Raw genomic sequence first — 25,561 nt, 5'->3', positions numbered from 1 at the left:
AAAATAAGATAAAATTTGAGGTAAGGAATGTGTCAGATGTTTAATGTGATATTGAAATTAAAAACGTTTTTTAGTAGAAATAAAAAAAGATATATAATTTCGTTTTTTACAATGATTGCAAGTAATATTTTTAGTGTGCTCATTCCTTATATTATTGGTCGCATGATTGACAGCATTGTTAAAAAACAATTAACGAGCCTTTTACTTTTTAAATATACAGGTGCTTTTTTATTGAGTTTAATAGCGGCTTATTTATTTGAATATATCTGGTCTTATTATTTATTTACAGGTTCAGCTAAACTCCAGCGGGATATGCGCTTAACACTGATGCAGCATTTTTTGCGGATGCGTGCTAGTTTTTATGAAAAGTTTCGAGTCGGCGATTTAATGGCGCGTGCGACCCAGGATGTCCGTGCCATTTCCGATACGGTTGGATATGGCATGATGGTTTTAATGAATGCGACTTTATTTTTAACGACGATTATTGCAACGATGGGGGTTTCGGTTTCGTGGACGATGACTTTATTAAGTCTTTTTCCGCTTATCTTCTTAGCGTATTTATTTGGAAAAGTAGGAAATATGGTGGAAGAACGCTATACGATTGCTCAAAAATCATTCTCCGAGCTAAATAATGATGTTTTAGAAGTTGTTGATGGCACCCGACTCATCCGAGCGTACGCGAAAGAAACAGTCTACCTAGAAAAATTTCAAAAGCAGACGGAAAGTATGCTGAAAAAAAATAATCAAGTAGCAAAAGCCAACGCTTTGTTTGCACCTTTAGTCAAAATATTTATTACTTTAAGCAATGTGATCGGTTTTGGTTACGGTGCTTATCTTGTTTCGAGACAAAACTTGAGTGTGGGGGATATGATTGCTTTCCAAATGTATTTAGGGATGATTGTTTGGCCAATTATTTCTATTGGTGAGCTAACCAATGTGCTTCGTCAAGGAAGTGCCTCAATGATTCGTGTCGAAGAGGTGCTTAACCAAGGCGATGATATGGAAGAAAAAGGTTCAAAAGTTATTGCTTCTAAAAAAGATATTGTCATAAATGATTTGAGTTTTCAATACCCAACCAGTACCAATCATAACTTAAAAAATATCGAAGTTATTATTCCTAAGGGGAAAACATTAGGGATAGTTGGTAAAACAGGATCTGGTAAAACAACACTGCTTCGCCAATTTTTACGCCAGTATCCTTTAGGAGAAGGCGAATTTAAATATGGAACTGATTCGGTTTTAAATTATCAACCTACTCATTTCCAGAGTTTAATTGGTTACGTTCCCCAAGATCATATACTTTTCTCACGGAGTGTGCGCGAGAATATTGCTTTCGGGAAAGAGGGAGCGAGTGATCAAGAAATTATGGAAAGTGTTAAAATTGCCTCCTTTGAAGAAGATTTAGCCAAAATGGACCAAGGATTAGACACCGTGATTGGAGAGAAAGGTGTTTCAATTTCTGGAGGACAGAAACAACGGATTTCGATTGCTCGTGCACTTATAAAAAATCCGGATATTTTAATTTTAGATGATTCCTTATCAGCAGTAGATGCAAAAACAGAACAAAAAATAATTGCTAATATTCAAAATGAACGAGCTGGTAAAACAACTATTATTTCAACACACCGCTTATCAGCGGTCAGGAGAGCAGATGAAATTATCGTGTTAGAAGACGGTCGCATTATTGAGCGAGGAACCCATTTAGAACTATTGGAAAAAAAAGGGTGGTATTATACCCAGTATCTTCGTCAAGAATTGAAAGAAGGTGACGAAGAATGAAAACGGTCAAACGTCTTTTATCCTATATGAAATATGCTAAATATAAATTTATGCTTGGATTTACCTTATTAATTACAGCCGTGATTGCTGATTTATCAGCACCGTTAATTGCCCAACGGGTTATTGATGATGTTATTACTCCAGCTGCACAACAAGGCGAGCTATTTACAGAAGTCCTTATTCGTTTGTTAATCACATACACCCTCTTAATGTTGGCAACGGCTCTCTTGCGCTATATCAGTGCCCTCATACTGACCCAGTCTGCTAATGGAATTGTTAAAGTCATTCGTGATCAAGCTTACCACCATTTGCAAGGCTTGCCGATTCGTTATTTTGATAATCTACCTGCTGGAAAAGTGGTTTCAAGAATCACAAATGACACGGAAGTGCTCAGACAACAATTTTATGTGGCGACCATTGGGACCGTCATGTTGAATGCTCTTTATGTAATAGGGACTTATATTGCGATTTCCCGATTGCATACAGGATTAGGGATAAGCTTATTGATACTTTTACCGATTATATTTATTTGGTACAAATATTACAGTAAATATGCGAGTGCCTTAAGTCGCAAAGAGCGAGAACTTAACAGCGATATTAACGGAAAAATAAATGAATCAGTCCAAGGGATGACGATTGTCCAGGCTTTTCAGCAAGAAGAAAAAATTGAAAAAGAATTTACAACCATCAACGATGAGTGGTTTAAAACCGAACGTAAATATGTCATTCTTGATTCGGCTGCACAGTTTAGTTTAGGAGGGCTTTTACGTCACTTTGCACTTTTATTTATGATGGTTTACTTTTCAACCCAATATATAAATGGTTTCTTAGGTATATCCATTGGTACCTTATATGTGTTTGTAGATTATATTACGCGCCTCTTTGATCCAATCCAAGGTATTATCCAGCAAATGGCTTTTGTGCAACAAGCAATTGCTGCAGGCGAGCGGGTTTTTGAGTTAATCGACCGGCCGGGTGAAAAAGACGAAGTGGCACGCCTGCCTATTGATAAAGGAGAAGTGACCTTTGATCACGTCGATTTTGCTTACAATGATGAAACACCAGTGTTAAAAGATATCAACTTCACAGCTAAACCTGGTGAAACCCTTGCTCTAGTCGGGCATACGGGTTCTGGAAAAAGTTCGGTTATGAACGTATTATTTCGCTTTTATGACCCGCAAAAAGGGCATATAAAAATCGATGGTCACGTTACGACAAAGTATTCCAGAAAAAGTGTTCGACAAGCGATGGGGATTGTCTTACAAGATCCATTCTTGTTTACTGGAACAATTGAGTCAAATATTACTTTAAATGATCCGCAAATTAGCCGTGAGAAAGCAGAAGAAGCACTACGAGCAGTTGGCGGAGGTGATATGTTAACGCACTTTCAACTAGGCATTCAAGAACCAGTTGTTGAAAAGGGTGCTACCTTGAGTTCAGGCCAACGGCAATTAATATCCTTTGCTCGCGCCTTAGCCTTCGATCCAAAAATATTAATATTAGATGAAGCGACATCTTCAATAGATACTGAGACTGAAGAAATCATTCAACATGCGATGGCTGTCCTTAAAGAGGGACGTACGACGTTTATTATTGCTCATCGTCTTTCTACCATTCAACATGCCGAACAGATTTTAGTCTTAGCAAACGGTCAAATTGTTGAGCAAGGAAACCATAGTGAGTTATTAGCAAAAAATGGAAGCTATGCACAAATGTATCATATGCAAAAGAAAGCGAACCAAACGAGTTTATAAAGGCTTTTGGAGTTTAACCTTTGATTAGCCTACAATTGACAAAGTAACTTTGAAAAAATACAATCAACTTATAACGTGAACGAGCGATTTGAAAGGGAGGAAGTTAAATGAGTATGAAAAGAGACATACTAAGTCAGTTAGAAAAAAACTTTTTATTTGCAGTTGTGCGTGGTTCTACACAGGCAGAAGGATATGAAGTATCCAAAGCTGTGTTTGAAGGTGGAATTAAAAATATTGAAGTAACTTTTTCAACCCCGAATGCAGAAAAAGTTATGCGCCAGCTTGCCGATGAATTTGCAGACACAGATATGGTTGTAGGAGCCGGAACTGTTCTAGATGAAGTAGCAGCTCGCATTGCTATTTTAAATGGTTCTAAATTTGTTGTGAGCCCTTCGTTTAACAAAAAAATTGCTAGAATTTGTAATATTTATACCATCCCTTACTTACCAGGTTGTGGCACGATTACAGAAGTATCACAAGCTCTAGAAGCTGGTTGTGAAGTTGTAAAGCTATTTCCAGGAGGCTTATTGGGACCCGGATTTATTAAAGATTTGCACGGACCGATCCCTTGGGTGGAAGCGATGCCTTCAGGTGGTGTTTCTTTAGATAATATGGACCAATGGATTGCGAGTGGTGCGTGGTCAGTTGGTGTTGGGAGCGCCTTAACAAAAAATTTAAAAGACGGTGGTTACGGCGCAGTGACAGCCTCTGCTAAAGAATTTGCCGATAAACTAACCAGTATACGGACTAATTAGATTTCATTTAGAAGATAGCAGGCTGAGGTGTAACCTTAGCCTGTTTATCTTTATATAAGCAGAATGATTGAATTTTCGATATACTGTTGATAAGATTCATAGACAATGAAATAAGGGGTAACGTTATATATGAAAACATTGATCATTATCTCTCATCCTGAACTAACAGAATCACATACACAACAATTTTTAAAAGAAAGCTTACCAGAAGAAAATGTAACGTGGCACCATTTAGAAGCTATTTACCCAGATGAAATTATTAATGTGGAAAATGAGCAAGCTCTCCTACGAGAGCACGATCGTATTATTTTTCAATTCCCTTTTTATTGGTATAGTTCACCCTCTCTATTTAAGAAGTGGCAAGATTTAGTCTTGATAGAAGGATTTGCCCATGGGAAGAAAGGACAGTTTTTAAAAAATAAGGAATGTCAATTAGTTGTTACAACTGGAGTAAACATCAATGCCTACCAGCCCGGTGCCAGCGAACAGTTCACTATCCCTGAATTACTCCGACCTTTTCAAGCAACGATACAGAAATGCCACATGACTTATTTACCACCCTTAGTCATTGCACGTTTTGATTACATGAGTGAGACAGAAAAAAAAGCGTTGCTTATTGACTATCGACAGGTCGTGACGAATGTAAAACTACCTTCTTTAAAAGAAAAAGAAGAATGGTTTAAGCAAGAGTTAAATGGACTTGGTAAAGAGGGCTTTTCAACTGAAAACCAACATTTAGTGGATTTGTTAATTGCTCAAATGGAAGAAAATAGGGAGCAGTTGGATGATTTAAACTGGACGCTTGAAGAAATGAAGGAGTAAATGATGGAACAAAAAGACTGGATGCTTGAACAAATAAACAAATTAGCAGAAGAAAGCCAGGATTATAGACAAATAGCACTGTATCAAGCGTTTGTGGATTTAATAAACGAACAATATAGAAGAATTGAGATGACACAAGGTGAAATAGACGGCCGAATGTGGAGCCGTAATCAATGGGATCGTCAGTCTTAGAAAAGGAGGAAGAAAAAGATGGAGAAATCCTTGTTTACATTTATTGAAGTTGAAACAAGCAATGCAACGGAATCGCTTGTCTGTGATCCGAAAACGGGTCTATGTGTGTTGCCTGAAACCAACAATAGGGATGAGAAAAAAGCTGTAGAAAAGAGTGATGAGGATGAGTAAAATAAATCTCTACTATGTAACAGATCCACTCTGCTCTTTTTGCTGGGCCTTTGAGCCAACCCTGAGAAAATTTAGATATGAGTATGCCGACTATATTGATCATGATTTAACCGTTATGGGTGGCATGATTGAAAACTGGGAAACTTATAATGGTGATGGAGCTAATGGTATTCAAACGGCCGTGGACGTGGCAGAACATTGGCGTGAAGTTGGAGATTTTACACGGATGCCAATCGATGGTCGCGTCTGGCTAGATGAACCCATTGCTTCTTCCTATCCAAGTTCGCAAGTCTATCAAATTATTCGTCGAGATTTTCCAGACAAAGCAGACTTATTCTTACGTAAGTTGCGCGAAAGAGTCATGCTTCACAATCAAGACATTTCAAAAAGTTCGGTCTTGGCTATCTTATTAGAAGATTTAGGTTTTGATTCCCGAGCAGTATTAAGTGCAGCAGAATCATTTGAAGGCCGCAGCTTATTAAGCAGTGATTTAAGTTTAGCTAGTGCGCTTTCAGCAACAGGATTTCCTACTGTGGTTTTCGTGAATGAAGCGAATCAAGGCGTAAAAATTGTCGGTGCACAACCTTATGAAGGATTGGTGGCTGCTTTAAAACAGATACTTAGAGTTGAAACCTTGAAGCCCATGCCGGTTCCGAGTTTAGATATTGTGATGAAAACAACGCCGCTTTTAATGAGTCGTGAAATTGAAGTGCTTTATAACTTATCAGAAACAGAAGTTGAAGGTTTTGTTCATTTAACTATGGGGCATGATAGTGTTGAAACGGGTCAGATACTCGGTCAAACTTATTACAAGGCGGTTTAAGTGGGATGAAGACGAGTTTAAGAGAAAAGGAAAATATTTTTCAAGCTCTTTATATTGTTGCTATTGTCTTATTAAAACGTAAATACGGTATGTTACTAAATGACTATGAAAATATTATCTTTGTTTTTCTAGCTGCTTTAGGACTTTATCTGATTCATTGGCTATTGACCAAATTTTCTAAAAGTGAAAACCAGCTGGATGACTGGGAAGAAAAGCTAGATATTATGACAATTGTTATTTATGGTTTTGGTTTACTCCTCTTAAAATGGTTACAAGTTATGAGTGTTCGGATCATGCTCTTGGTAGGTGGCTTACTTATAGCAATCAATGTCATGATTAAATATAAAAGAAGAAGTATAAAGAAAAAAATGGATGCTCACTGAGCATCCATTTTTTTATACATACAAACGATAAACGTAATCATCCATAAAAAATCCTTTTCCTATATCAGAAATAATCGCATCGACACGTTGAAAACCGATTTTTTCGTAAAATAAAATAGCCGAGGGATTATACTTATTAACAGTTAGTTCCAAATATTTTTTTCCTTCTAAACGTGTTTTGTTCTTTAAGTAGCTGATAATAGAGTGACCATAGCCTCGACCACGAACCTCTTTGTATAAGTAAATTTTACTCAAAAAAAAGGATTCTCTTTTTGTTTCAAGGGCTAGGTACCCAATGGCTTTGTGTTCCAACTGAATAATATAGTAATCAACGTTCACGAAATCTTCTAGAATCCTTTCTTTTGATTGAATTGTTGCTAACATGTAAGCGACTTGCTGGTCACCGATAATAGGGCGGTAATGTTCTCGCCAAATTGTGGTAGCCATATTGGCGACTGTCTCTGCTTGCGTATTATTTCTAGCTGAAATAAGTGTTAGCATCATTTATACCAATTTAATTAAGAAATATTTTTTCTTACCACGTCGTACAATGATAAAGCGATTTTCGAATGAATTTTCTGCCGTGATGACAAAATTTGTATCCGTAACTTTATCGCCGTTAATTGTAATAGCACCATTGGTGATATCTTCACGGGCTTGACGACGTGAAGGTTCAATGCCCAAATTAACCAACCAAGTGACTAAGTTTTGCTCTGTCAGGTGTGATTCAAATGTCGGCATATTTTTGAAACCTTGTTCAATCTCCTTGGCATTTAATTCTTTTATGTTACCAGTAAAGAGTGCTTCCGTGATTTTTAATGCATCTTCCAAGGCTTGCTGTCCGTGGACAAAACGTGTCATTTCAGCTGCTAATGTTTTTTGTGCTTCGCGTTTATGAGGTTCTGTTTCGATTTTTTCCGCTAAAAGATCTATTTCTTCTTTAGATAAGAAGGTAAAGTATTTTAAGTATTTAACAATATCACGGTCATCTTGGTTAACCCAGAACTGATAAAATTCATACGGTGTAGTCATTTCTGGATCTAACCAGATTGCACCACCCGCGGTTTTACCAAATTTAGTTCCGTCAGCTTTAAGCATCAAAGGTATGGTTAAACCAAAGGCTTTAGCTTCTGGACCGACCTTTTTACGAATAAGCTCTAAACCAGCTGTAATATTTCCCCACTGATCAGCGCCACCCACTTGTAGTTGTATATCATAATGATTATAGAGGTGCAAATAATCCATAGACTGCAAAATTTGATAAGAAAACTCAGTAAAAGAAATGCCTGTTTCTAAGCGACTTGAAACAATGTCTTTTGCTAACATTGTGTTGATATTGAAGTTTTTACCAAAGTCACGTAAAAAGTCAAGTAAGGATAAGTCCTTTGTCCAGTCAAGGTTATTTACAAGACGGATCTGTGAATCTGATTCTCCTGCTTTGAATAGCTTTTGCATTTGGATTGTAATTTTTTCAGCATTGTAAGCAACTTGTTCTTCCGTTTGCGAAACGCGCTCTTCTGATTTACCACTTGGATCTCCGATTGAACCGGTTGCGCCACCAATTAGAATAACGGGTTTATGACCAGCCAATTGGAATCGTTTCAAGATCATAAAAGGGATTAAGTGCCCAATGTGCATACTTGAACCAGTCGCATCGATCCCACAATATAACCCAATTTTCTTTTCTTCTACTAACTGTTGGAGTCCTTCTTCATCGGTTTGTTGGTTAATGGCGCCGCGCCATTGTAATTCTTCTATAATATTCATTTTATCTCTCCTCTATATTTATAAAACAAAAAAAGCCCCTGACAGTATTGTCAGGGACGATAATTTACCGTGGTACCACCCAGATTGTTTCCCCAATAGGAAAACCTCTTATGCATATAACGGTGCTAACCGTTCCTTCAAGAAAGTTCAAGAGTGTAATTCAGTATAAGATTGCACCGGTTCTCACCATTCACCGATTCTCTATCTGCTGCAAAGCTTCTACCTACTGGGTTCCGTCATAACTTTAAACTTTTTCAATTGATTTTATTATAGCCAACACCCTGTAGTGAGTCAACCATTTTAACAATTGCAACATAAGTCCCGCAATATTACAGATTTATTACATTGTAACTACAAGTTGACTATATCCACTTATTCACAAAAAAAATATGCTATGATTCATAACGTTAAAGCAAACAAATAATGTCAAGAAGACACCTATAAATAAACATAACATTCGGAGGTATGAAATTGAAAAAGAAACTAATGACAGTACTACTAACTAGCTCAATGCTTGCAACCAGTATGATGGCACCAATGACGGCTTCCGCAGATGAATTAACAGATAATATTACTAAACAAGATCAAAAATTAGAAGAGATAAAAGGAAGTATTTCTTCCGCTCAAGAACTATTATCAGCTGTTCAAGCTGAACTTGCTGCTACTGAAGCGCGAGCAAATGAACTACTTGCACAACGTGACGAAGCGCAAACTAAAATAGAAGAATTAACAAAAGAAATTGAAAAACTTCAAGCTATTATTGATAAACGTGAAGACCAATTAAAAGACCAAGCACGTTCTGTACAAGTAAACGGATCAAATACAAACTATATGAACTTTGTTTTTGCATCGGAATCTCTAACCGATCTATTTGCTAGAGTAGATGTTGTTGCAACTATGGTTTCTGCTAATAAGGACATGGTTGAACAACAAGTAGCTGACCAAAACTTAGTTGAAGAAAAGAAAGCTTCTTCAGAAGAAAAATTAAGTGAAATTATTGGAATGTCAAGTGAGTTAGAAGAACTAAAAGCTGATTTAGAAATCAAGAAAATTGAAGAAGAAAGTGCGATTGCAGCATTGAATGCTAATAAAGCAACTGTACAAGCTGACCGCGACCGTTTTGTAGCTGAAAAAGAAGCAGCAGACCGTCGTGCAGCAGAAGAAGCAGCACGTTTAGCAGCAGCTGAAGCAGCAGCCGTTGCCGCAGCAGAAGAAGCAGCGCGCGCTGCTCAAGCACCAGCAATTGAAAGTGTGACAGAAGTTGCATCAACTAACTATGCACCATCAATTCATACAGTAGAAAATACAGTAGAAGTAAGTGAATCGCAAGTTGTAGAAGAGCAAGTGGTAGAAAACGTAGCAGCAGCAGCGCCAACTCAAACGGCAACTCCTGCACCAGTTCCTGCGCCAGCTCCGACACCAGCACCAGCACCAGCACCCTCTTATAGTGGAAACGTTGTTTCAGAAGCATATAAATATCTTGGCGTTCCTTATGTATGGGGTGGAAGAACACCAGCAGGATTTGACTGCTCAGGATTTACTAGTTATGTCTATAAACAAGCTTACGGCATTGATATCGGCGGTTGGACTGTACCACAAGAAAATGCAGGTACAAGAATTAGTGTTTCTCAAGCACAAGCTGGAGATTTACTATTTTGGGGTTCAGCAGGTAGCACTTACCACGTAGCAATTTCTCTTGGTGACGGATCATACATCCATGCACCATTTGAAGGAAGAAACGTTGAAGTTAACTATGTAAAATACTTTACACCAGATTTTGCAGTTCGCGTAAACTAATCGTTCAATAAAAAGTAGTCCTCTTGAGGGCTACTTTTTTTATCGAGAGGAATTTTGAAAACACCAAACAATCAAGAGCTTTGTATGGTAAAATAGATTGTGCATATATAATTCTAAGGAGGCACTCATTCGTGTTTAATAAAAAAGAAACGTTTTATATTACGACCCCGATTTATTATCCAAGTGGAAAACTCCACATTGGCAATTCTTATACAACTATTGCGTGCGATGTTATGGCGCGCTATAAGCGACTACAAAATTTTGATGTTTATTATTTAACTGGAACAGATGAACACGGTCAAAAAATTGAGAATAAAGCAGAAGAGCTTGGTATTTCCCCTCAAGCGTATGTTGATGGAATGGCTAAGGAGATTCAAGCCTTATGGAAAACGTTAGACATATCTCATGATAAATTTATCCGTACGACTGATAAAGAACATGTTATTGCAGTTCAAGCGATGTTTGAACGATTAGTTGAACAAGATGACATTTATTTAGGTGAATATGAAGGTTGGTATTCTGTTTCTGATGAAGAGTTCTTCACGGAAACACAATTAGCTGAAGTTTATAAAGATGAAACTGGTAAAGTAATTGGTGGTCTTGCACCAAGTGGCCACGAAGTAGAACTTGTTAAGGAGGAATCTTATTTCTTCCGCATGGGCAAGTATGCAGATCGCCTGTTGAAGTACTATGAAGATCATCCCGACTTTATTCAACCTGAATCACGAAAAAATGAAATGATTAATAATTTTATTAAGCCTGGATTAGAAGATTTAGCCGTTTCTCGGACAACTTTTAAATGGGGAATACCCGTTAAACGTAACCCCAAACATGTCGTTTATGTCTGGATTGATGCTCTGTCAAACTACATTACAGCCCTTGGGTATGGTTCAGAAGATGACCGTCTCTATCAAAAATACTGGCCGGCAAACGTTCATATGGTTGGAAAAGAAATTGTTCGTTTCCACACAATCTATTGGCCGATTATGCTGATGGCATTGGATATACCTTTACCAAAACAAATCTTTGGTCATGGTTGGTTGCAAATGAAAGATGGTAAAATGTCAAAATCTAAAGGAAACGTTGTTTATCCGGAACCGCTTGTTGAACGTTATGGCTTAGATGCTTTGCGTTATTATTTAATGCGAGAAGTGTCTTTTGGTAGTGACGGTGTCTTTACTCCTGAAGATTATATTAATCGCATCAACTTTGACCTTGCAAATGATTTAGGAAACCTATTAAATCGAACGATTGCCATGATTAATAAATATTTAGGTGGCAGTATTCCAAAATGGGCACAATCTAAAACAGCTTTCGATAGCGATTTAGAACAAATAACTGAAACCGTCATTGAAATGTATACAGAGTCTATGGATAAAATGCAATTTAGCCTAGCACTATCAGAAGTTTGGCGTTTGATTTCACGCGCCAATAAATATATTGACGAAACGCAGCCTTGGGTATTAGCGAAAGACGAAACACGTCAAGAAGAACTGGAAAGTGTCATGGTTCATTTAGCAGAAGTACTGCGAATCACAGCAATTCTTTTATCCCCGTTCATGACAGTTGCTCCTCAAAAAATATTTGAGCAATTAGGGCTTAACTTTGAAACGGATGCAACATGGAGTCATTTGCAATTTAACCAATTCCCAGAAGGAACGCAAGTTGTCAAAAAAGGAACACCAATCTTCCCACGTTTGGATCAAGAAGCAGAAGTTGCATTCTTAAAAGAGCAAATTGCTCAAAATAGTGGAACTGTAGAAGAAGAACAAGCGGTAGAGGAATGGAATCCAGCAGAGACGAAACTTATTTCTGAAAAGGATAAAGAAATTAAGTATGAAGATTTTGATAAAGTTGAATTAAAAGTAGCTGAAGTAATTGATTGCCAAAAGGTAGTTGGTGCTGATAAGCTGTTGAAGTTTCGCTTAGATGCTGGTGATGAAGGGCATCGTCAGATTTTGTCTGGTATCGCTGAATGGTATCAAGATCCGGCCTTCTTTATTGGTAAGAAAGTTATCATTGTAGCGAACTTGAAAGTACGTAAGATGAGAGGCGAAATTAGCCAAGGAATGATTCTTTCAGCAGAAAAAGATGGAGAATTACAAGTTATCTTTGCACCAGAAGAAGCTGTAAATGGCTCTGTAGTTGCTTAAAATAAAGGGTTGGTGCTATTGAAGCATCAGCCCTGTTTTCATGTATAATAACGGCAGATTAATGAGATGAAAAGGAGCTGAATACAATGCTTTTTGATACGCATTGTCATTTAAATGTAGAAGCATTTGATAAAGACCTTGTTGAAACACTAAAACGCGCTAAAGAAGCGAATGTTGAACGTTTAGCAGTCGTTGGTTTTGACCCCGGAACAATAAAAAAATCTTTAGCACTAAGTGCGGAATATCCAGAAATATATAGTATTATCGGCTGGCATCCTACAGAAGCCGGAAGCTATACTTCAGAAGTAGAAGAAAATTTAAAAACTTTATTGAAAAATAAACGGGTCGTTGCGATGGGTGAGATGGGATTAGATTACTATTGGATGGAAGACTCCAAGGAAATACAAGAAGAAGTCTTTCGTAAGCAAATAAAGGTTGCTAAAGAGTTAAATCTACCTATATCCATTCATATGCGCGATGCGATTGCTGATACCTATCGGATTTTGAAAGATGAAGATGTTTCAACAATTGGTGGGATTATGCATAGTTATAGTGGGGATGTGACTTATATGAAGAAGTTCCTTGATTTAGGGATGCATATTTCATTAAGCGGCGTGGTGACTTTTAAGAAAACGACAGAAGTGCATGAAGTAGCACAAGCAGTGCCTTTAGATCGGCTTCTGATTGAAACCGATTCTCCGTATCTGGCACCCGTTCCTTATCGCGGTAAACGCAACGAACCGGCTTACGTAGCTTATGTAGCCAAACGGGTCGCGGATTTACGTGGGATGAGTGTCGAGGACTTAGCACTTGCTACAACACGTAATGCGAATAAACTATTTAGATTGGAAGACCTATGAAAGTAAAAGAAATTATTGTAGTAGAAGGTAAAGACGACACAGCGCGAATTAAATTAGCGGTAGAGGCTGATACAATTGAAACGAATGGATCAGCCATTGATGATAGAGTTATTCAGCGAGTAGCCTTGGCGCAAGCTACCCGAGGCGTTATTGTGCTAACAGACCCCGATTTCCCAGGCGGAAAAATACGTGAAACCCTTACACAGAGCGTTCCAGGTATAAAGCACGCTTTTTTAAGAAAACAAGACTGCCAGTCGCCAAAAGGAGGCAGTCTTGGCGTTGAGCATGCCTCCATAGAAACAATTCAAGAAGCGTTGAAAAATGTCCACACACCACATAAAGAAGCTGAAATTGAAGATTTGAAGCCTTTCTTTATACAACTCGGCTTAATCGGACAAAGTCATTCCGCCTGGTACCGAGAACAGCTCGGTGATGAGTTAGGGATTGGCTATACGAATGGCAAGCAATTTATTAAACGCGTTCAAATGTTTCAAATTACTAAAGAAGAAATTCTTACAGCTATGAAAAAAATTGATCGTGCATTACCAGTTGAAAAAAGAGGAGTGAATAGCTTTGACAGATAATTATATTGCAACACCAGATCGAACCAAGCAGATATTGAAAAAATATGGGTTAAGTATGAAAAAGAGCTTAGGTCAAAACTTCCTTGTTGAACCAAGTATTTTGACGGAAATGCTCGAAGCCGGGAAGATTGATAAAAATACGGTTGTAATTGAAATTGGTCCAGGAATCGGTGCGCTAACAGAATGTTTGGCCCAAGCAGCCAAAAAAGTAGTTGCCTTTGAGATTGACCGCCGATTAGAGCGAATCTTAAAGAAAGAATTAGCCGCTTACGATAATATTGAATTTATTTTTCAAGATATTTTACAGGTAGATTTAGAAGCGGTATTTGCAGAGCACTTCGAACCGACTGATCGTATCGTTGTAGCAGCGAACTTGCCTTATTATATTACGACTCCTATTATTATGAATTTTATCGAAGCAAATTTACCTGTTGACGCTTACGTCATGATGATGCAAAAGGAAGTAGCAGAGCGGATGACTGCATCACCAAGTTCAAAAGATTATGGATCATTAACCATTGCAATTGATTATTATACAGAGGCTGAAATTGCCTTTATTGTACCTAGAACCGTTTTTATACCTCAACCTAATGTTGACTCAGCTGTTTTATATTTAAAACGTCGAGAAACACCAAAAGTATCCGTTGATGATGAGGTATTTTATTTTAAACTGACGAGAGGTTCCTTCCAACAAAGACGCAAAACTTTGTGGAATAACTTAATGGCTATGTTTGGTAAAGCAGACGAAATAAAGGAAGTATTACGAAATGCGCTCGAAGTGACTCATATCGAACCTAGTAGACGAGCAGAAACATTATCAATTGAAGAGTTTGCAAATCTAGCAAATGAATTAAATAAATATTCCATTCTAGAACAGAACTAAAAGACTTGTCAAGAAATACGTCCTATGTTATACTTGAAAATTTTATAAAATTATGGTATACTGCTTGCTAGTGAGGTGAAGGATATATGCCGAGAAGCTTGATGGAAATCAAAGAGGAGTTAGACAATCGTTTAGGTAAGAAAGTATTGTTAACTGCTCAAGCAGGTAGAAAGCGTAAAACAGAAAGAAAAGGTGTGCTACGTGAGACCTATCATTCTGTGTTTGTTGTTGATCTAGATCAGGAAGAAAATGCTTTTGAACGTGTTTCATATAGTTATGCAGATGTCTTAACTTCTTCAGTAGAAATTTCTTTCTATAATGAAGAGACAAGCCAATACGCATAATCTCTCGTTTTAATTATTCTAATAACCAAACAAGAGTCAGACTTTCGTTTACGAAAAACTGACTTTTTTGTTTGCCTACAATTCAGTGCAAGTAACTCTTTTTCTTTATAAATAGTAGTCAATCGTGTAGTATAAGGAGAAAGGAGGGGAATAAATATGGAATGGATCGAACGAGCACCTGCTAAAATTAATTTAACCTTAGATGTGCTTTTTAAAAGAGATGATCAGTATCATGAGCTTGAAATGATTATGTCATCGGTTGACTTGGCCGACCACTTGACTTTTACCCCTTTGGTAGAAAATAAAATAGAAGTTTATACAAATAAAGCTTTTTTACCCGTTGACCGTCGGAACCATGTGTATCAAATTATTAAATTAGTCAAAGAGAAATATGGAATTAAAGAAGGCATGTTAGTCGAAATTGAAAAAATGATTCCAGTAGCCGCTGGACTCGGTGGTGGCAGTACGGATGCTGCTGCTACATTAAGGGCTTTAAATCAGTTATGGAGCTTAGAATTATCAACAAAAGAATTAATTGATTTAGGGATGTTAGTGGGGACCGATGTTCCATATTCTATTACCGGGGGGACTGCATTTGTATCTGGGCGTGGTGAAAAGGTTCGTCCGATTCGTTCACTACCTCCCTGCTGGATTGTGTTAGCTAAACCACGTATTAGCGTCTCTACTAAAACAGTTTTTCGTTCTTTAGAAGCGGATAAACTCAACTATGAACCAAAATCTCGAATTGTAGAAAAGGCGATTGAAGAAGGCGACTACAAACAAATGGTAACAAATTTAAGTAATGCGCTGGAGGCAGTAACCTTTGAACGGCATCCCCAATTGAAACAATTAAGTGATCGGATGTTACGATATGGGATGGATGGTGTTACTATGAGTGGAAGTGGGCCAACTATTATCGGTTTCAGTCAAAATTATTCACGCGCGCGTCGTGTCTATAATAGTCTACGCGGTTTTTGTGAAGAAGTTTATATTGTTCGAACCCTAAAATAAGAGTGTGTTGCAAACAAGTTTTGTTTGAGCACACTCTTATTTTGTTTGATATAAGAAGAAGTTGTTGACGAGATAAGCAACGTATGCTAAAGTAACTAAGTTGGTAAATAGGAATCATTACGATTTATAAAATAGGAGGAGAGATAAGATGAATCTCTTAAAAAAATTAGTTCCCCTTTTGGTGGTGCTGTTAGCAGCATGCGGAGTGCAGACTGGAGACCAAGAGGACGATGGACAACTTAATATTGTCGCAACCTTTTATCCGGTCTATCATTTTACGAATCAAGTGGTCGGCGAAAATGGACACGTAACGGTTCTGCTAGGTGCAGGTCAAGATACGCATAATTACGAACCGACGCCAAAAGACATGGCAGCTATTTCAGAAGCCGATGTGTTTGTTTACAGCAGCGAATATATGGAAACTTGGGTCCCAGCAGTTTTGGAGACATTAAAAGAAAGTGATGTAAAAATAATAGAAGCTGCCGAAGATCTTACTTTTTATGAAGCAGAGTCAGATGACGAAGAAGAACACACGGAAGATGACGGTCACAACCATGCTGTTGATCCCCACGTTTGGCTAGATCCTCTATATGCGAAGCGGATGGTAGAAACGATCTCATCGGTTATCCAAACAGTTGATCAAGAAAATAGAGAAGTTTATCAGGAACAGACTGCAACTTTTGTACAGGAATTAGAAACTTTGGATGAAGAGTATCAAGCGGCTTTTGAAGCAGCTCATAATCGAACCTTTGTAACCCAACATGCAGCTTTTGGTTATTTAGCAAGACGCTACAATCTTGAAGAGATTGCTATATCATCTCTAACCTCTAATCAAGAAGCTAGTCCAGCAAAACTAGCTGAAATTACCAAGTATATTCAAGACAATAACGTTGAAGTTATCTATTATCAAAATACAGGTAATGCGAGTTTAGCAGAAGCTGTAGCGAATGAAACAGGTATAGAAAAAGAAATATTAAGTGCAATTGAAGGTGTCACAGACGAAGAACAAGCGTCTGGAATTGATTACCTATCAATTATGCGTGATAATTTACAGGCCTTAAAGAAAACCATTAAATAAACAGGAGGAAGCTAAATGGACTATATCAAAGTAGAGAATTTGGCATTCTCCTATGATGCTGAGCCAGTATTACAAGACATTAACTTTACTGTTAAAGCAGGCGAGTTTGTTATTCTAACCGGAGAAAATGGCGCTGCTAAATCAACCTTACTCAAAAGTGTCTTGGGACTCTTAAAACCCCAAGAAGGAACTGCAAAAATAGCTCCAACAAATATTCATGGGAATAAAATGATGGTAGGCTATGCTCCTCAGCAAATCTCTTCCTTTAATATTGGTTTTCCAAGTAAGGTTTTGGAATTTGTTGAATCGGGGCGTTATCAAAACAATCGTTGGTTTAAACGATTAGACCAAGAAGATAAAGAACATGTTAGAAAAGCTCTGGAATCAACGGGAATGTGGGATTTACGCCATAAAAAAATTGGCGAACTTTCTGGAGGACAAAAACAACGGATTGCCTTAGCACGAATTTTTGCTACGGATCCTGACCTTTTTGTTTTAGACGAACCGACAACCGGTATGGATAAAGAGTCACGCGAACGCTTCTATCGGCTGTTGCGACATAACTCAAAAGTTCATAACAAGGCAATCTTAATGGTGACCCATGAACATGAAGACATTAAAACGTATATGGATCGCCAAATTATTTTGAGACGGAAGGAGGATTCGCCATGGAGGTGTTTTTCTATGGATTCATGCAGCGGGCGTTCCAAGCCTCAACCTTAATTGCGATGATTGCACCGATTCTAGGATTGACGCTTATTTTACGTCGGCAATCCTTATTAGCAGATACATTATCACACGTCTCTCTAGCAGGAATTGCTCTAGGGATGTTAATTGGTATTAACCCAACCTTTACAACTATTTTTGTGGTCATTTTAGTAGCAATCGGGATTGAATATTTGCAAGATGTTTTTCAAGGCTATTCAGAAATTTCGATTGCAATCTTGATGTCTACGGGGATGGCAATCGCCTTAGTATTAATGAGTTTCGTATCTGGGCAACAAACGGCTAATATTGAGCAATTTTTATTTGGTTCGATTGTAACCATCGATAAAGACCAAATTACGACTTTACTTGTTTTGACGGTTGTAGTAGTAGCGCTTTATGTTATTTTTAATCGTCCGCTGTATGTTCTCCTCTTTGACGAAGCTACGGCAGCAACAGCCGGTCTTCCAGTACGGCAAATATCTTTATTTATTTCTGTTATTACAGGTGTGGCTATTTCCTTAATTATGCCCATTACGGGTTCTTTATTAGTTTCAGCTATTTTAGTTTTGCCGTCAGCGATTGCTATGCGGTTGGTTAACAGTTTTAAAACGGTTATCTTATTAGGCACGGTCATTGCTTTAATTGGTATGTATGGTGGACTTTATCTGTCTTATGATTTAGGTACGCCGCCAGGAGCAACGATTACCTTAATGTTTGTTTTAATATTTGTAATAACTGGTATTTTTAAAAGAATCCAAACAAAATTAAAATGAATGCAATAGGATACGAAAAAGAGTGGCCGGATTTTGATCTGGTCACTCTTTTTGTAGTGATTTAATTAAATAAGTGACGTTGTGTTCTTTACTTTTTAAAGTATAATTATAAGTAGGCTATAATTTGTTAATGATAGATAGAAAAAGGAGGAAAAGTTATGGTAAAAAATGAAGAAAATGTGCCTCAAGGGTCAAAAAGAAAGAAAAAGAAGCTTCAGTTCCCAACTGCTTTTACAGTATTATTTATTATTCTAGTCTTAGCAGCGGGGCTAACATACTTAGTTCCAGCAGGTCAATATTCAAAAATGGAGTACGTAGAGGCCGAAAATGAATTTGTAGTGGTCAATCCTGAGGGTGAATCTACAAGTGTTCCAGCCACGCAAGAAGCCCTTGATGATTTAAATATCAAAATGGACTTATCTAAATTTACAGATGGTAGTATCAAAAAACCAATCGCAGTGCCAGATACTTATCAAGAAATAGAACAAAACCCACAAGGACCGCTTGACGTGATTATGGCACCGGTAATAGGGGTTATGGACACCGTTGATATCATGGTATTTGTCTTGATACTTGGTGGTATTATCGGCATGATTAATAAATCGGGAGCATTTGATGCGGGTATAGCCGCTTTATCTAAGAAAACAAAAGGCAAAGAATTTCTTCTCGTTGTATTTGTATCAGCACTTATAGCAATTGGAGGGACCACCTTCGGCCTGGCTGAAGAAACGATTGCACTCTATCCCATCTTGATGCCCATTTTCCTAGCAAGTGGATATGATGCTATTGTGGCAATTGCGGCCGTTTATTTGGGTAGTTCTGTAGGAACCATGTTCTCGACTGTGAATCCATTCTCGGTTGTAATCGCTTCCAACGCGGCGGGTATCTCCTTTAATGAAGGGCTAACCTTTAGATTAGTGAGCTTAATCTTAGCCATGATTATTACCCTTGTTTACATCTATATCTATGCTAAAAAAATTAAAGCAGATCCAACAAAATCACTCGTCTATGATGATCATAAGCGAATAGAAGAAAGATTTTTAAAGGATTATAATCCGGACCAAGTGGCGCCTTTTAACTGGAGAAGAGTGCTCATCCTGTTAGTATTTTTAGGTGCCTTTCCCATAATGGTTTGGGGCGTTTCAACAGGTGTTTGGTGGTTCCCAGAAATGTCAGCTTTATTCTTAACAGTTGTATTTATTATCGCGTTTGTTTCTGGATTCTCAGAAAAAGAATCAGTCAACACCTTTGTAGAAGGAGCCGCAGATCTAGTTGGGGTGGCTCTTATCATTGGAGTCGCACGCTCCATTAACATTGTGATGGATAACGGAATGATCTCAGATACGCTGCTTTATTATACCTCTTCTATTGTTAAAGGAATGAGCGGTGGGTTATTTGCATCGGTTCAGATGATATTATTTAGTATATTAGGATTCTTTGTACCATCCTCATCTGGACTTGCTGTTTTATCGATGCCAATTATGGCACCACTTGCTGATACAGTAAATGTTTCTCGCGATATCGTCGTCAGTGCTTATAACTGGGGTCAAGGTTGGATGGCATTTATCACTCCAACCGGTCTTATCCTTGCTACCCTTGAAATGGTAGATGTTACCTATGACAAATGGCTAAAATTTGTTTTACCACTGATGGGAATTATTGGTGTATTTGCAATGATCATGCTAGCACTACAAACGATTTTATAAAAAAGGAGAGAGTATAAATGAATCAAGACAAAATTGTTGAAAGATTTAAACGATATATTGCTGTCGATACAAAATCAGATGAAAATTCTGAAACAGTCCCTAGTACTAAAGGACAATTAGAACTTGGCAAAATAATAGTAGAAGAATTAAAAGAAATTGGGCTTGATAACGTGGTGCAAGATGAAAATGGTTACGTGTATGCCACACTTCCTTCTAATACCAATAGAGAAGTGCCAACAATCGGATTTATCGCACACTTTGATACAAGTCCCGATTTAGATGGTAAGGTGATGAACCCACAAATTGTAGACTACCAAGGTGGCGATATAAAATTAAATGACAAATACGCAATTACGGTCGAGGCCTTTCCGGAATTAGCAGAACTCAAAGGCCAAACACTTATTACGACAGATGGCACCACACTCTTAGGTGCAGATGACAAGGCTGGTATAGCCGAAATAATGGATGCGATGGAATATTTAATTAATAATCCTTCTATTGAGCATGGAACAATAAAAGTAGGCTTTACACCAGATGAGGAGATAGGCCGAGGTGCAGACCTTTTTGATGTTAAAGGATTTGGGGCAGATTTTGCTTATACCATGGATGGTGGCCCGCTTGGGGAATTGCAATATGAAAACTTCAACGCTGCAAGTGTCAAGATACACATACAAGGTAAGAATGTTCATCCCGGCACAGCAAAAAACGTGATGATCAACGCCCTTAAAGTAGCATTAGAAATTGACACCATGCTCCCAAGCGTAGAAGTGCCTGAACACACTGAAAATTATGAAGGCTTCTACTTATTAGATAGTATTACGGGAACAGTTGATGAGGCGCAAGTAGCCTATATAATTAGAGATTTTTCGATGGAAGCATTTGAAAATAAAAAAACCTTTATAAAAGATATCGTTGAATTTTTAAACAAGAAATATGGAAACATTATCACAATTGAAGTAACAGATAGTTACTATAATATGAAAGAGAAAATAGAACCGTATATGGAAATTATCGACCTTGCGGAGCAATCCATGAAGGATATTAATATTACTCCTGATATAAAACCTATTAGAGGCGGTACAGATGGGGCTAGACTATCTTATATGGGGCTTCCAACGCCGAATCTATTTGCAGGGGGATATAATTTCCACGGAAGATTTGAATTTATCCCAATTGAAAATATGAAACTAGCATCAAAATTAATTGCTAAGATAGCAGAAAATGCAGCAAAAAATAGTTAAGGAGGGATTTATGATGCAAAAACTAAGGGATTTAAAACCAGAAAGAGTTTTTTATTATTTTGAAGAGATCACTAAGATTCCGAGATGTTCCGGATCTGAAAAGCAAATAAGCGATTATCTAAAAAAAGTAGGCGAAGACCTCGGACTAAAAGTAATCCAAGACGAACTGAACAATATTATTATTAAAAAGCCTGCTACAAAAGGTTATGAAAATTCAGAAGGAATTATTCTACAAGGCCATATGGATATGGTGTGCGAAAAAGAAGAACAAGTTGACCATGATTTTTCAACAGATTCCATCGATTTAATTGTAGAAGATGGATTTATTAAGGCGAATGGCACGACACTAGGTGCAGATAATGGTATTGCAGTTGCAATGGGGCTTGCAATCTTAGAAGATGATCGTCTTGAACACCCCATGCTCGAATTATTGATTACTACTTCAGAAGAAACCGATATGAGCGGCGCATTAGGTCTAAAACCAAATGTTTTAAAAGGAACGAGACTCTTAAACCTGGATTCAGAAGAAGAAGGCTTTCTCACTGTAGGGTCGGCAGGGGGAGAACTGATCAAAGCAACAGTAAGTACCGAAGAAGACTCAGTTTCTGGTTACCAAGCACTTACTATTTCAGTTACTGGTTTAAATGGTGGACATTCTGGAATGGAAATCGATAAAAATAGAGCGAATGCATTAAAAGTTTCTCTGAATATTTTAAAAACCTTGCAGGAAGAAATAGCTATCAAATTGGTGTCTATTGATGGTGGGACTAAAGACAATGCCATTCCAAGACAAATGAAAATAGTCATCGGGGTTAAAGAAGAGGACTTAGAAAAACTAGAAGCATCAGTAACTAAAATCGAAACACAACTTAAAAATAAATGGGTGGAAGAAAATCCGCAAATTCTTTTAGACAAACCGACTGGTTTACAAAAAGCGTTGAGACAAATCGATTTGGAAAATATCCTGTATCTTTTAGAACAGCTCCCAACAGGTGTGCATACTTGGTTAGCAGATAGCGAAAATACGGTAGAAAGTTCAAGTAATCTTGCGATTGTTCATACTGAAAAAGGCAAAATAACCCTATCTATTTCTACAAGAAGCTCGAGTGAACGTATTTTAAATGCTATGAGAGAGCAAATTACTAAAGATATAGAAAAAGTTGGAAGCTTTCATATTTCAGGTGGTTATCCTGAATGGGAATACAAAGCAGAGTCAAAACTCAGAGAAAAAGCAGTTGAACTCTATCAAAAAATGTATGGGACTGAGATGAAAGTCATTGTTATACACGCTGGTTTAGAAAGTGGTGCACTTAAAAAGACTTATCCTAACCTTGATGTTGTTTCTTTTGGACCTGATATGTTTGATGTACATACACCTAAAGAAAAATTAAGTATCGCATCTACGAAAAGAAGTTATGAATACCTTGTAGAGCTTCTTAAAGGTTTAAAATAAAAATGACGTCTATTCCGGTCAAAATGTCTAATTTAGATTTAGTTAAGATTGTTTTCTTATTTAAATACGAACAATTAATATAAAAAAACTATCATTTTCAAGAATTTACCGATATACTGTTGATAATAAAATGGTAGAAGGAGTAAGACTTTATGAAAATTAGACGTAGCGATCGATTAGTCGACATGACTTATTATTTATTGAACCATCCCTACACATTGATATCTTTAACTTATTTTGCTAAGAAATATAGTTCAGCAAAATCTTCTATTAGTGAGGATTTAACGATTATTAGGCGTGCCTTTGAGGAGAACGGCTATGGAATTGTGGAAACCCTACCTGGTGCTGCCGGAGGCGTGAAATATGTTCCTTTTATAACTGATGAAGAGGCACGTCTATTTGCGACCGAAATTTGTGAGAAAATGGATAGCAATGAACGTGTGTTACCAGGTGGTTATGTCTATTTATCTGACTTACTAGGAAATCCGCAAGTATTAAATCAAATAGGCCGAATTATTGCTTCACAATATCGAGGAGAAAAAGTGACGGCTGTTATGACTGTTGCAACCAAAGGGGTTCCGATTGCGCAAGCCGTAGCCAGTTATTTAAACGTTCCCTTTGTGATTGTGCGTAGAGACTCGAAAATTACTGAAGGCTCTACTGTTAGTATCAATTATGTGTCCGGATCTTCCGATCGTGTTGAAAAAATGGAATTATCAAAGCGCAGTCTCCCTAGCGGCTCCCGTGTCTTAATCGTTGACGATTTTATGAAGGGTGGCGGTACAGTTAGTGGGATGCGCAGTATTATAGAAGAGTTTGATTCTGAAATTGTAGGCGTTACTGTTTTTGCAGAGGCAGCTTACACTTCAAAAGAAACCGAAGATTACGCGTCGTTAATTCGTGTGAGTGAAGTGAATATACGTAATCGTACGATGACTGTCAGTTTAGGAAGTTATTTTGACATTTAGTTACGAGCCACCATAAAATTTATGGTGGCTTTTTCTACTTTCTTCTGTAATCTTGAAGCAGAATATGAGAAAATGAAGAAAAGATACGATTGAACGCTTACAGAGGTTGAAAAAACTGGTTATTTCGGGTAGGATAAAAATTGTGTGATTTCATACAAGAGCAAAGGAGAAAGTTATATGACGAAACGTTTTGCAGTTGTTCTTGCGGCCGGTCAAGGGACAAGAATGAAGAGTAAGTTATACAAAGTTCTACATGAAGTTTGTGGAAAAACAATGGTAGAACATGTCATTGATCAAGTAGAACAAGCGGGTGTGGACAAAATAGTAACGATTGTGGGGCATGGCGCTGAAGCAGTCCAAACGACGGTAGGAAACCGATCAGAATTTGTGCTTCAATCCGAACAGTTAGGTACGGGACATGCTGTTTTACAAGCAAAAGAAACCTTGGGTGGCAAATCAGGGACAACACTTGTTATTTGTGGAGATACGCCCCTATTAACAGCCCAAACACTTGAAAACTTGGTAAAACACCATGAGTCTCAACAAGCAAAAGCAACCATTTTAACTGCTCATGCAGATGATCCACTCGGCTATGGACGTATTATACGTAACCAAGCACAACATGTTGAAAAAATCGTTGAACAAAAAGACGCAACCGAAAGCGAAGCACGCGTACAAGAAATCAATACAGGAACATATGTATTTGATAATGAAATTCTTTTTGAAGCTCTTGCAAATGTTAACAATGATAATGCGCAAGGTGAATATTATTTACCGGATGTAATCGAAATATTAAAAAAACAAGGCCAAATTGTTTCGGCCTATCAAATGACAGATATGTCAGAAGCACTTGGTGTAAATGATCGCGTTGCACTTGCCGAGGCAAGTGTCAAAATGAAGAAAAAGATTAATGAAAAACATATGCGAAATGGGGTTACTTTACTCGACCCTTTTAATACGTATATCGAAGCGGATGTCAAAATTGGTTCAGATACCATTATCGAACCGGGCGTTTTATTAAAAGGACAGACAGTTATTGGTGAGGACTGCTTTGTCGGTACGCATTCAGAAATTAGCGATTCTAAAATTGGTAATCGTGTTCGTGTCATAAGTTCCAATATTGAATCAGCTGAAATGGCTGATGACAGTAACATCGGTCCATACAGTCACTTACGTCCTAATAGTAAGATTGGTGAACAAGTACATATTGGTAACTTTGTAGAAGTTAAAAATGCGCAAATAGGTGCACATACTAGTGTTGCCCATTTAACCTATGTTGGAGATGCAGATTTAGGGGAAAATATTAATGTTGGCTGTGGGGTTGTTTTTGTAAATTATGATGGCAAAGACAAGCACCGTTCAACAGTTGGTAATAATAGTTTCATCGGTTGCAATGTCAATTTAATCGCACCTGTTGAAATTGGTGCAAATACAGTTTTAGCAGCTGGCTCAACCATTACTCAAGACGTCCCAGAACAAGCTTTAGGGATTGCGCGAGCGCGACAAGTCAACAAAGAGGGGTATTGGGATAAACTTCCGCCGTCAAAAAAATAACA

Annotated in this window: 25 protein-coding genes and 1 other annotated feature; of the genes, 23 read left to right on the top strand and 2 right to left on the bottom strand. The window is 37.7% G+C overall.

All coding sequences use genetic code 11. From position 1 onward, the window contains the following. Positions 1-36: 36 nt before the first annotated feature. The 8 genes from BW727_RS07525 (at position 37) to BW727_RS07495 (ending at position 6,679) form a co-directional block, all read left to right on the top strand. Positions 37-1,779, top strand: coding sequence for an ABC transporter ATP-binding protein (locus BW727_RS07525; protein ID WP_062470937.1), 1,743 nt, complete (start codon positions 37-39; stop codon positions 1,777-1,779). Next, the gene (locus tag BW727_RS07520) at positions 1,776-3,533 is read left to right on the top strand and encodes an ABC transporter ATP-binding protein (RefSeq protein WP_062470935.1); all 1,758 of its coding nucleotides are present in this window, start codon (positions 1,776-1,778) and stop codon (positions 3,531-3,533) included. The genes BW727_RS07525 and BW727_RS07520 overlap by 4 nt, the downstream gene beginning before the upstream one ends. A 107-nt stretch (positions 3,534-3,640) precedes the next feature. Continuing rightward, positions 3,641-4,288, top strand: a complete 648-nt coding sequence (locus BW727_RS07515) for a bifunctional 2-keto-4-hydroxyglutarate aldolase/2-keto-3-deoxy-6-phosphogluconate aldolase (protein ID WP_062470932.1) — start codon at positions 3,641-3,643, stop codon at positions 4,286-4,288. Positions 4,289-4,417: 129 nt separating this feature from the next. Further along, complete coding sequence (locus BW727_RS07510; protein ID WP_062470929.1) at positions 4,418-5,110, top strand: NAD(P)H-dependent oxidoreductase; 693 nt, start codon at positions 4,418-4,420, stop codon at positions 5,108-5,110. A 3-nt stretch (positions 5,111-5,113) separates the two neighbouring features. Then, positions 5,114-5,302 carry a hypothetical protein gene (locus BW727_RS07505; protein ID WP_062470926.1) on the top strand — a complete coding sequence of 63 codons (189 nt, stop codon included), beginning with the start codon at positions 5,114-5,116 and terminating at the stop codon, positions 5,300-5,302. Positions 5,303-5,320: 18 nt separating this feature from the next. Continuing rightward, the gene (locus tag BW727_RS10615; protein WP_156179564.1) at positions 5,321-5,473 is read left to right on the top strand and encodes a hypothetical protein; all 153 of its coding nucleotides are present in this window, start codon (positions 5,321-5,323) and stop codon (positions 5,471-5,473) included. Next, complete coding sequence (locus BW727_RS07500) at positions 5,466-6,296, top strand: DsbA family oxidoreductase (protein ID WP_062470923.1); 831 nt, start codon at positions 5,466-5,468, stop codon at positions 6,294-6,296. The genes BW727_RS10615 and BW727_RS07500 overlap by 8 nt, the downstream gene beginning before the upstream one ends. A gap of 5 nt (positions 6,297-6,301) precedes the next feature. Continuing rightward, positions 6,302-6,679 carry a hypothetical protein gene (locus BW727_RS07495; RefSeq protein ID WP_062470920.1) on the top strand — a complete coding sequence of 126 codons (378 nt, stop codon included), beginning with the start codon at positions 6,302-6,304 and terminating at the stop codon, positions 6,677-6,679. A 12-nt stretch (positions 6,680-6,691) separates the two neighbouring features. Here the strand turns inward: BW727_RS07495 and BW727_RS07490 are convergent, their stop codons facing one another. Both BW727_RS07490 and tyrS read right to left on the bottom strand, forming a co-directional pair. Then, positions 6,692-7,183: a GNAT family N-acetyltransferase gene (locus tag BW727_RS07490; protein ID WP_062470917.1), complete on the bottom strand. Its 492-nt coding sequence runs from the start codon at positions 7,181-7,183 to the stop codon at positions 6,692-6,694. Next, positions 7,184-8,446, bottom strand: a complete 1,263-nt coding sequence (tyrS, locus tag BW727_RS07485) for a tyrosine--tRNA ligase (protein WP_062470914.1) — start codon at positions 8,444-8,446, stop codon at positions 7,184-7,186. A gap of 49 nt (positions 8,447-8,495) precedes the next feature. Continuing rightward, positions 8,496-8,695: a binding site (T-box leader), on the bottom strand. 222 nt (positions 8,696-8,917) lie between these two features. Here tyrS and BW727_RS07480 point away from each other — a divergent pair. The 15 genes from BW727_RS07480 to glmU all read left to right on the top strand — a co-directional run bounded on the left by BW727_RS07480 (position 8,918) and on the right by glmU (position 25,559). Next, positions 8,918-10,243 (top strand): C40 family peptidase, encoded by a 1,326-nt coding sequence (locus BW727_RS07480; RefSeq protein ID WP_062470911.1) that lies wholly within the window; start codon positions 8,918-8,920, stop codon positions 10,241-10,243. Between the two features lie 131 nt (positions 10,244-10,374). Then, positions 10,375-12,396 carry a methionine--tRNA ligase gene (gene metG / locus BW727_RS07475; protein WP_062470908.1) on the top strand — a complete coding sequence of 674 codons (2,022 nt, stop codon included), beginning with the start codon at positions 10,375-10,377 and terminating at the stop codon, positions 12,394-12,396. Positions 12,397-12,482: 86 nt separating this feature from the next. Beyond that, positions 12,483-13,256, top strand: coding sequence for a TatD family hydrolase (locus tag BW727_RS07470; RefSeq protein WP_062470905.1), 774 nt, complete (start codon positions 12,483-12,485; stop codon positions 13,254-13,256). Beyond that, positions 13,253-13,840: a ribonuclease M5 gene (rnmV, locus tag BW727_RS07465; RefSeq protein WP_062470894.1), complete on the top strand. Its 588-nt coding sequence runs from the start codon at positions 13,253-13,255 to the stop codon at positions 13,838-13,840. The genes BW727_RS07470 and rnmV overlap by 4 nt, the downstream gene beginning before the upstream one ends. Then, complete coding sequence (gene rsmA / locus BW727_RS07460) at positions 13,830-14,723, top strand: 16S rRNA (adenine(1518)-N(6)/adenine(1519)-N(6))-dimethyltransferase RsmA (protein WP_062470892.1); 894 nt, start codon at positions 13,830-13,832, stop codon at positions 14,721-14,723. Before rnmV ends, rsmA begins: the two co-directional genes overlap by 11 nt. Positions 14,724-14,809: 86 nt before the next feature. Continuing rightward, a complete protein-coding gene (locus BW727_RS07455; RefSeq protein ID WP_062470890.1) occupies positions 14,810-15,067 on the top strand; it encodes a Veg family protein in 258 nt (85 codons plus the stop codon). 156 nt (positions 15,068-15,223) lie between these two features. After that, on the top strand, positions 15,224-16,078 hold the full coding sequence (ispE, locus tag BW727_RS07450; RefSeq protein WP_062470887.1) for a 4-(cytidine 5'-diphospho)-2-C-methyl-D-erythritol kinase: 855 nt from the start codon (positions 15,224-15,226) through the stop codon (positions 16,076-16,078). Positions 16,079-16,226: 148 nt separating this feature from the next. Continuing rightward, the gene (locus BW727_RS07445; protein ID WP_062470884.1) at positions 16,227-17,156 is read left to right on the top strand and encodes a metal ABC transporter solute-binding protein, Zn/Mn family; all 930 of its coding nucleotides are present in this window, start codon (positions 16,227-16,229) and stop codon (positions 17,154-17,156) included. A 15-nt stretch (positions 17,157-17,171) separates the two neighbouring features. After that, positions 17,172-17,879: a metal ABC transporter ATP-binding protein gene (locus BW727_RS07440; protein ID WP_062470881.1), complete on the top strand. Its 708-nt coding sequence runs from the start codon at positions 17,172-17,174 to the stop codon at positions 17,877-17,879. Beyond that, positions 17,825-18,637, top strand: a complete 813-nt coding sequence (locus tag BW727_RS07435; RefSeq protein WP_062470878.1) for a metal ABC transporter permease — start codon at positions 17,825-17,827, stop codon at positions 18,635-18,637. The genes BW727_RS07440 and BW727_RS07435 overlap by 55 nt, the downstream gene beginning before the upstream one ends. Positions 18,638-18,795: 158 nt before the next feature. Then, the gene (locus BW727_RS07430; RefSeq protein ID WP_062470875.1) at positions 18,796-20,343 is read left to right on the top strand and encodes a YfcC family protein; all 1,548 of its coding nucleotides are present in this window, start codon (positions 18,796-18,798) and stop codon (positions 20,341-20,343) included. A 17-nt stretch (positions 20,344-20,360) separates the two neighbouring features. After that, complete coding sequence (gene pepT / locus BW727_RS07425; protein ID WP_062470872.1) at positions 20,361-21,584, top strand: peptidase T; 1,224 nt, start codon at positions 20,361-20,363, stop codon at positions 21,582-21,584. Positions 21,585-21,597: 13 nt separating this feature from the next. Next, positions 21,598-23,037, top strand: coding sequence for an aminoacyl-histidine dipeptidase (locus BW727_RS07420; protein ID WP_062470869.1), 1,440 nt, complete (start codon positions 21,598-21,600; stop codon positions 23,035-23,037). 152 nt (positions 23,038-23,189) lie between these two features. Then, positions 23,190-24,005 carry a pur operon repressor gene (purR, locus tag BW727_RS07415; RefSeq protein ID WP_062470866.1) on the top strand — a complete coding sequence of 272 codons (816 nt, stop codon included), beginning with the start codon at positions 23,190-23,192 and terminating at the stop codon, positions 24,003-24,005. Positions 24,006-24,182: 177 nt separating this feature from the next. Further along, positions 24,183-25,559: a bifunctional UDP-N-acetylglucosamine diphosphorylase/glucosamine-1-phosphate N-acetyltransferase GlmU gene (glmU, locus tag BW727_RS07410; RefSeq protein ID WP_062470863.1), complete on the top strand. Its 1,377-nt coding sequence runs from the start codon at positions 24,183-24,185 to the stop codon at positions 25,557-25,559. The last annotated feature ends 2 nt before the right edge of the window (positions 25,560-25,561 follow it).

It is taken from the genome of Jeotgalibaca dankookensis (assembly GCF_002005405.1).
GTDB lineage: Bacteria > Bacillota > Bacilli > Lactobacillales > Aerococcaceae > Jeotgalibaca > Jeotgalibaca dankookensis.
Note: the sequence above shows the minus strand (reverse complement) of the source record. Positions and strands in the feature narration are given on the sequence as shown.

Coding starts and splice junctions, on each gene's coding strand:
- BW727_RS07525 (WP_062470937.1), top strand. CDS start 37: ATGTTTAATGTGATATTGAAATTAAAAACGTTTTTTAGTAGAAATAAA.
- BW727_RS07520 (WP_062470935.1), top strand. CDS start 1,776: ATGAAAACGGTCAAACGTCTTTTATCCTATATGAAATATGCTAAATAT.
- BW727_RS07515 (WP_062470932.1), top strand. CDS start 3,641: ATGAGTATGAAAAGAGACATACTAAGTCAGTTAGAAAAAAACTTTTTA.
- BW727_RS07510 (WP_062470929.1), top strand. CDS start 4,418: ATGAAAACATTGATCATTATCTCTCATCCTGAACTAACAGAATCACAT.
- BW727_RS07505 (WP_062470926.1), top strand. CDS start 5,114: ATGGAACAAAAAGACTGGATGCTTGAACAAATAAACAAATTAGCAGAA.
- BW727_RS10615 (WP_156179564.1), top strand. CDS start 5,321: ATGGAGAAATCCTTGTTTACATTTATTGAAGTTGAAACAAGCAATGCA.
- BW727_RS07500 (WP_062470923.1), top strand. CDS start 5,466: ATGAGTAAAATAAATCTCTACTATGTAACAGATCCACTCTGCTCTTTT.
- BW727_RS07495 (WP_062470920.1), top strand. CDS start 6,302: ATGAAGACGAGTTTAAGAGAAAAGGAAAATATTTTTCAAGCTCTTTAT.
- BW727_RS07490 (WP_062470917.1), bottom strand. CDS start 7,183: ATGATGCTAACACTTATTTCAGCTAGAAATAATACGCAAGCAGAGACA.
- tyrS (WP_062470914.1), bottom strand. CDS start 8,446: ATGAATATTATAGAAGAATTACAATGGCGCGGCGCCATTAACCAACAA.
- BW727_RS07470 (WP_062470905.1), top strand. CDS start 12,483: ATGCTTTTTGATACGCATTGTCATTTAAATGTAGAAGCATTTGATAAA.
- rnmV (WP_062470894.1), top strand. CDS start 13,253: ATGAAAGTAAAAGAAATTATTGTAGTAGAAGGTAAAGACGACACAGCG.
- BW727_RS07455 (WP_062470890.1), top strand. CDS start 14,810: ATGCCGAGAAGCTTGATGGAAATCAAAGAGGAGTTAGACAATCGTTTA.
- ispE (WP_062470887.1), top strand. CDS start 15,224: ATGGAATGGATCGAACGAGCACCTGCTAAAATTAATTTAACCTTAGAT.
- BW727_RS07445 (WP_062470884.1), top strand. CDS start 16,227: ATGAATCTCTTAAAAAAATTAGTTCCCCTTTTGGTGGTGCTGTTAGCA.
- BW727_RS07440 (WP_062470881.1), top strand. CDS start 17,172: ATGGACTATATCAAAGTAGAGAATTTGGCATTCTCCTATGATGCTGAG.
- BW727_RS07435 (WP_062470878.1), top strand. CDS start 17,825: ATGGAGGTGTTTTTCTATGGATTCATGCAGCGGGCGTTCCAAGCCTCA.
- BW727_RS07430 (WP_062470875.1), top strand. CDS start 18,796: ATGGTAAAAAATGAAGAAAATGTGCCTCAAGGGTCAAAAAGAAAGAAA.
- pepT (WP_062470872.1), top strand. CDS start 20,361: ATGAATCAAGACAAAATTGTTGAAAGATTTAAACGATATATTGCTGTC.
- BW727_RS07420 (WP_062470869.1), top strand. CDS start 21,598: ATGCAAAAACTAAGGGATTTAAAACCAGAAAGAGTTTTTTATTATTTT.
- purR (WP_062470866.1), top strand. CDS start 23,190: ATGAAAATTAGACGTAGCGATCGATTAGTCGACATGACTTATTATTTA.
- glmU (WP_062470863.1), top strand. CDS start 24,183: ATGACGAAACGTTTTGCAGTTGTTCTTGCGGCCGGTCAAGGGACAAGA.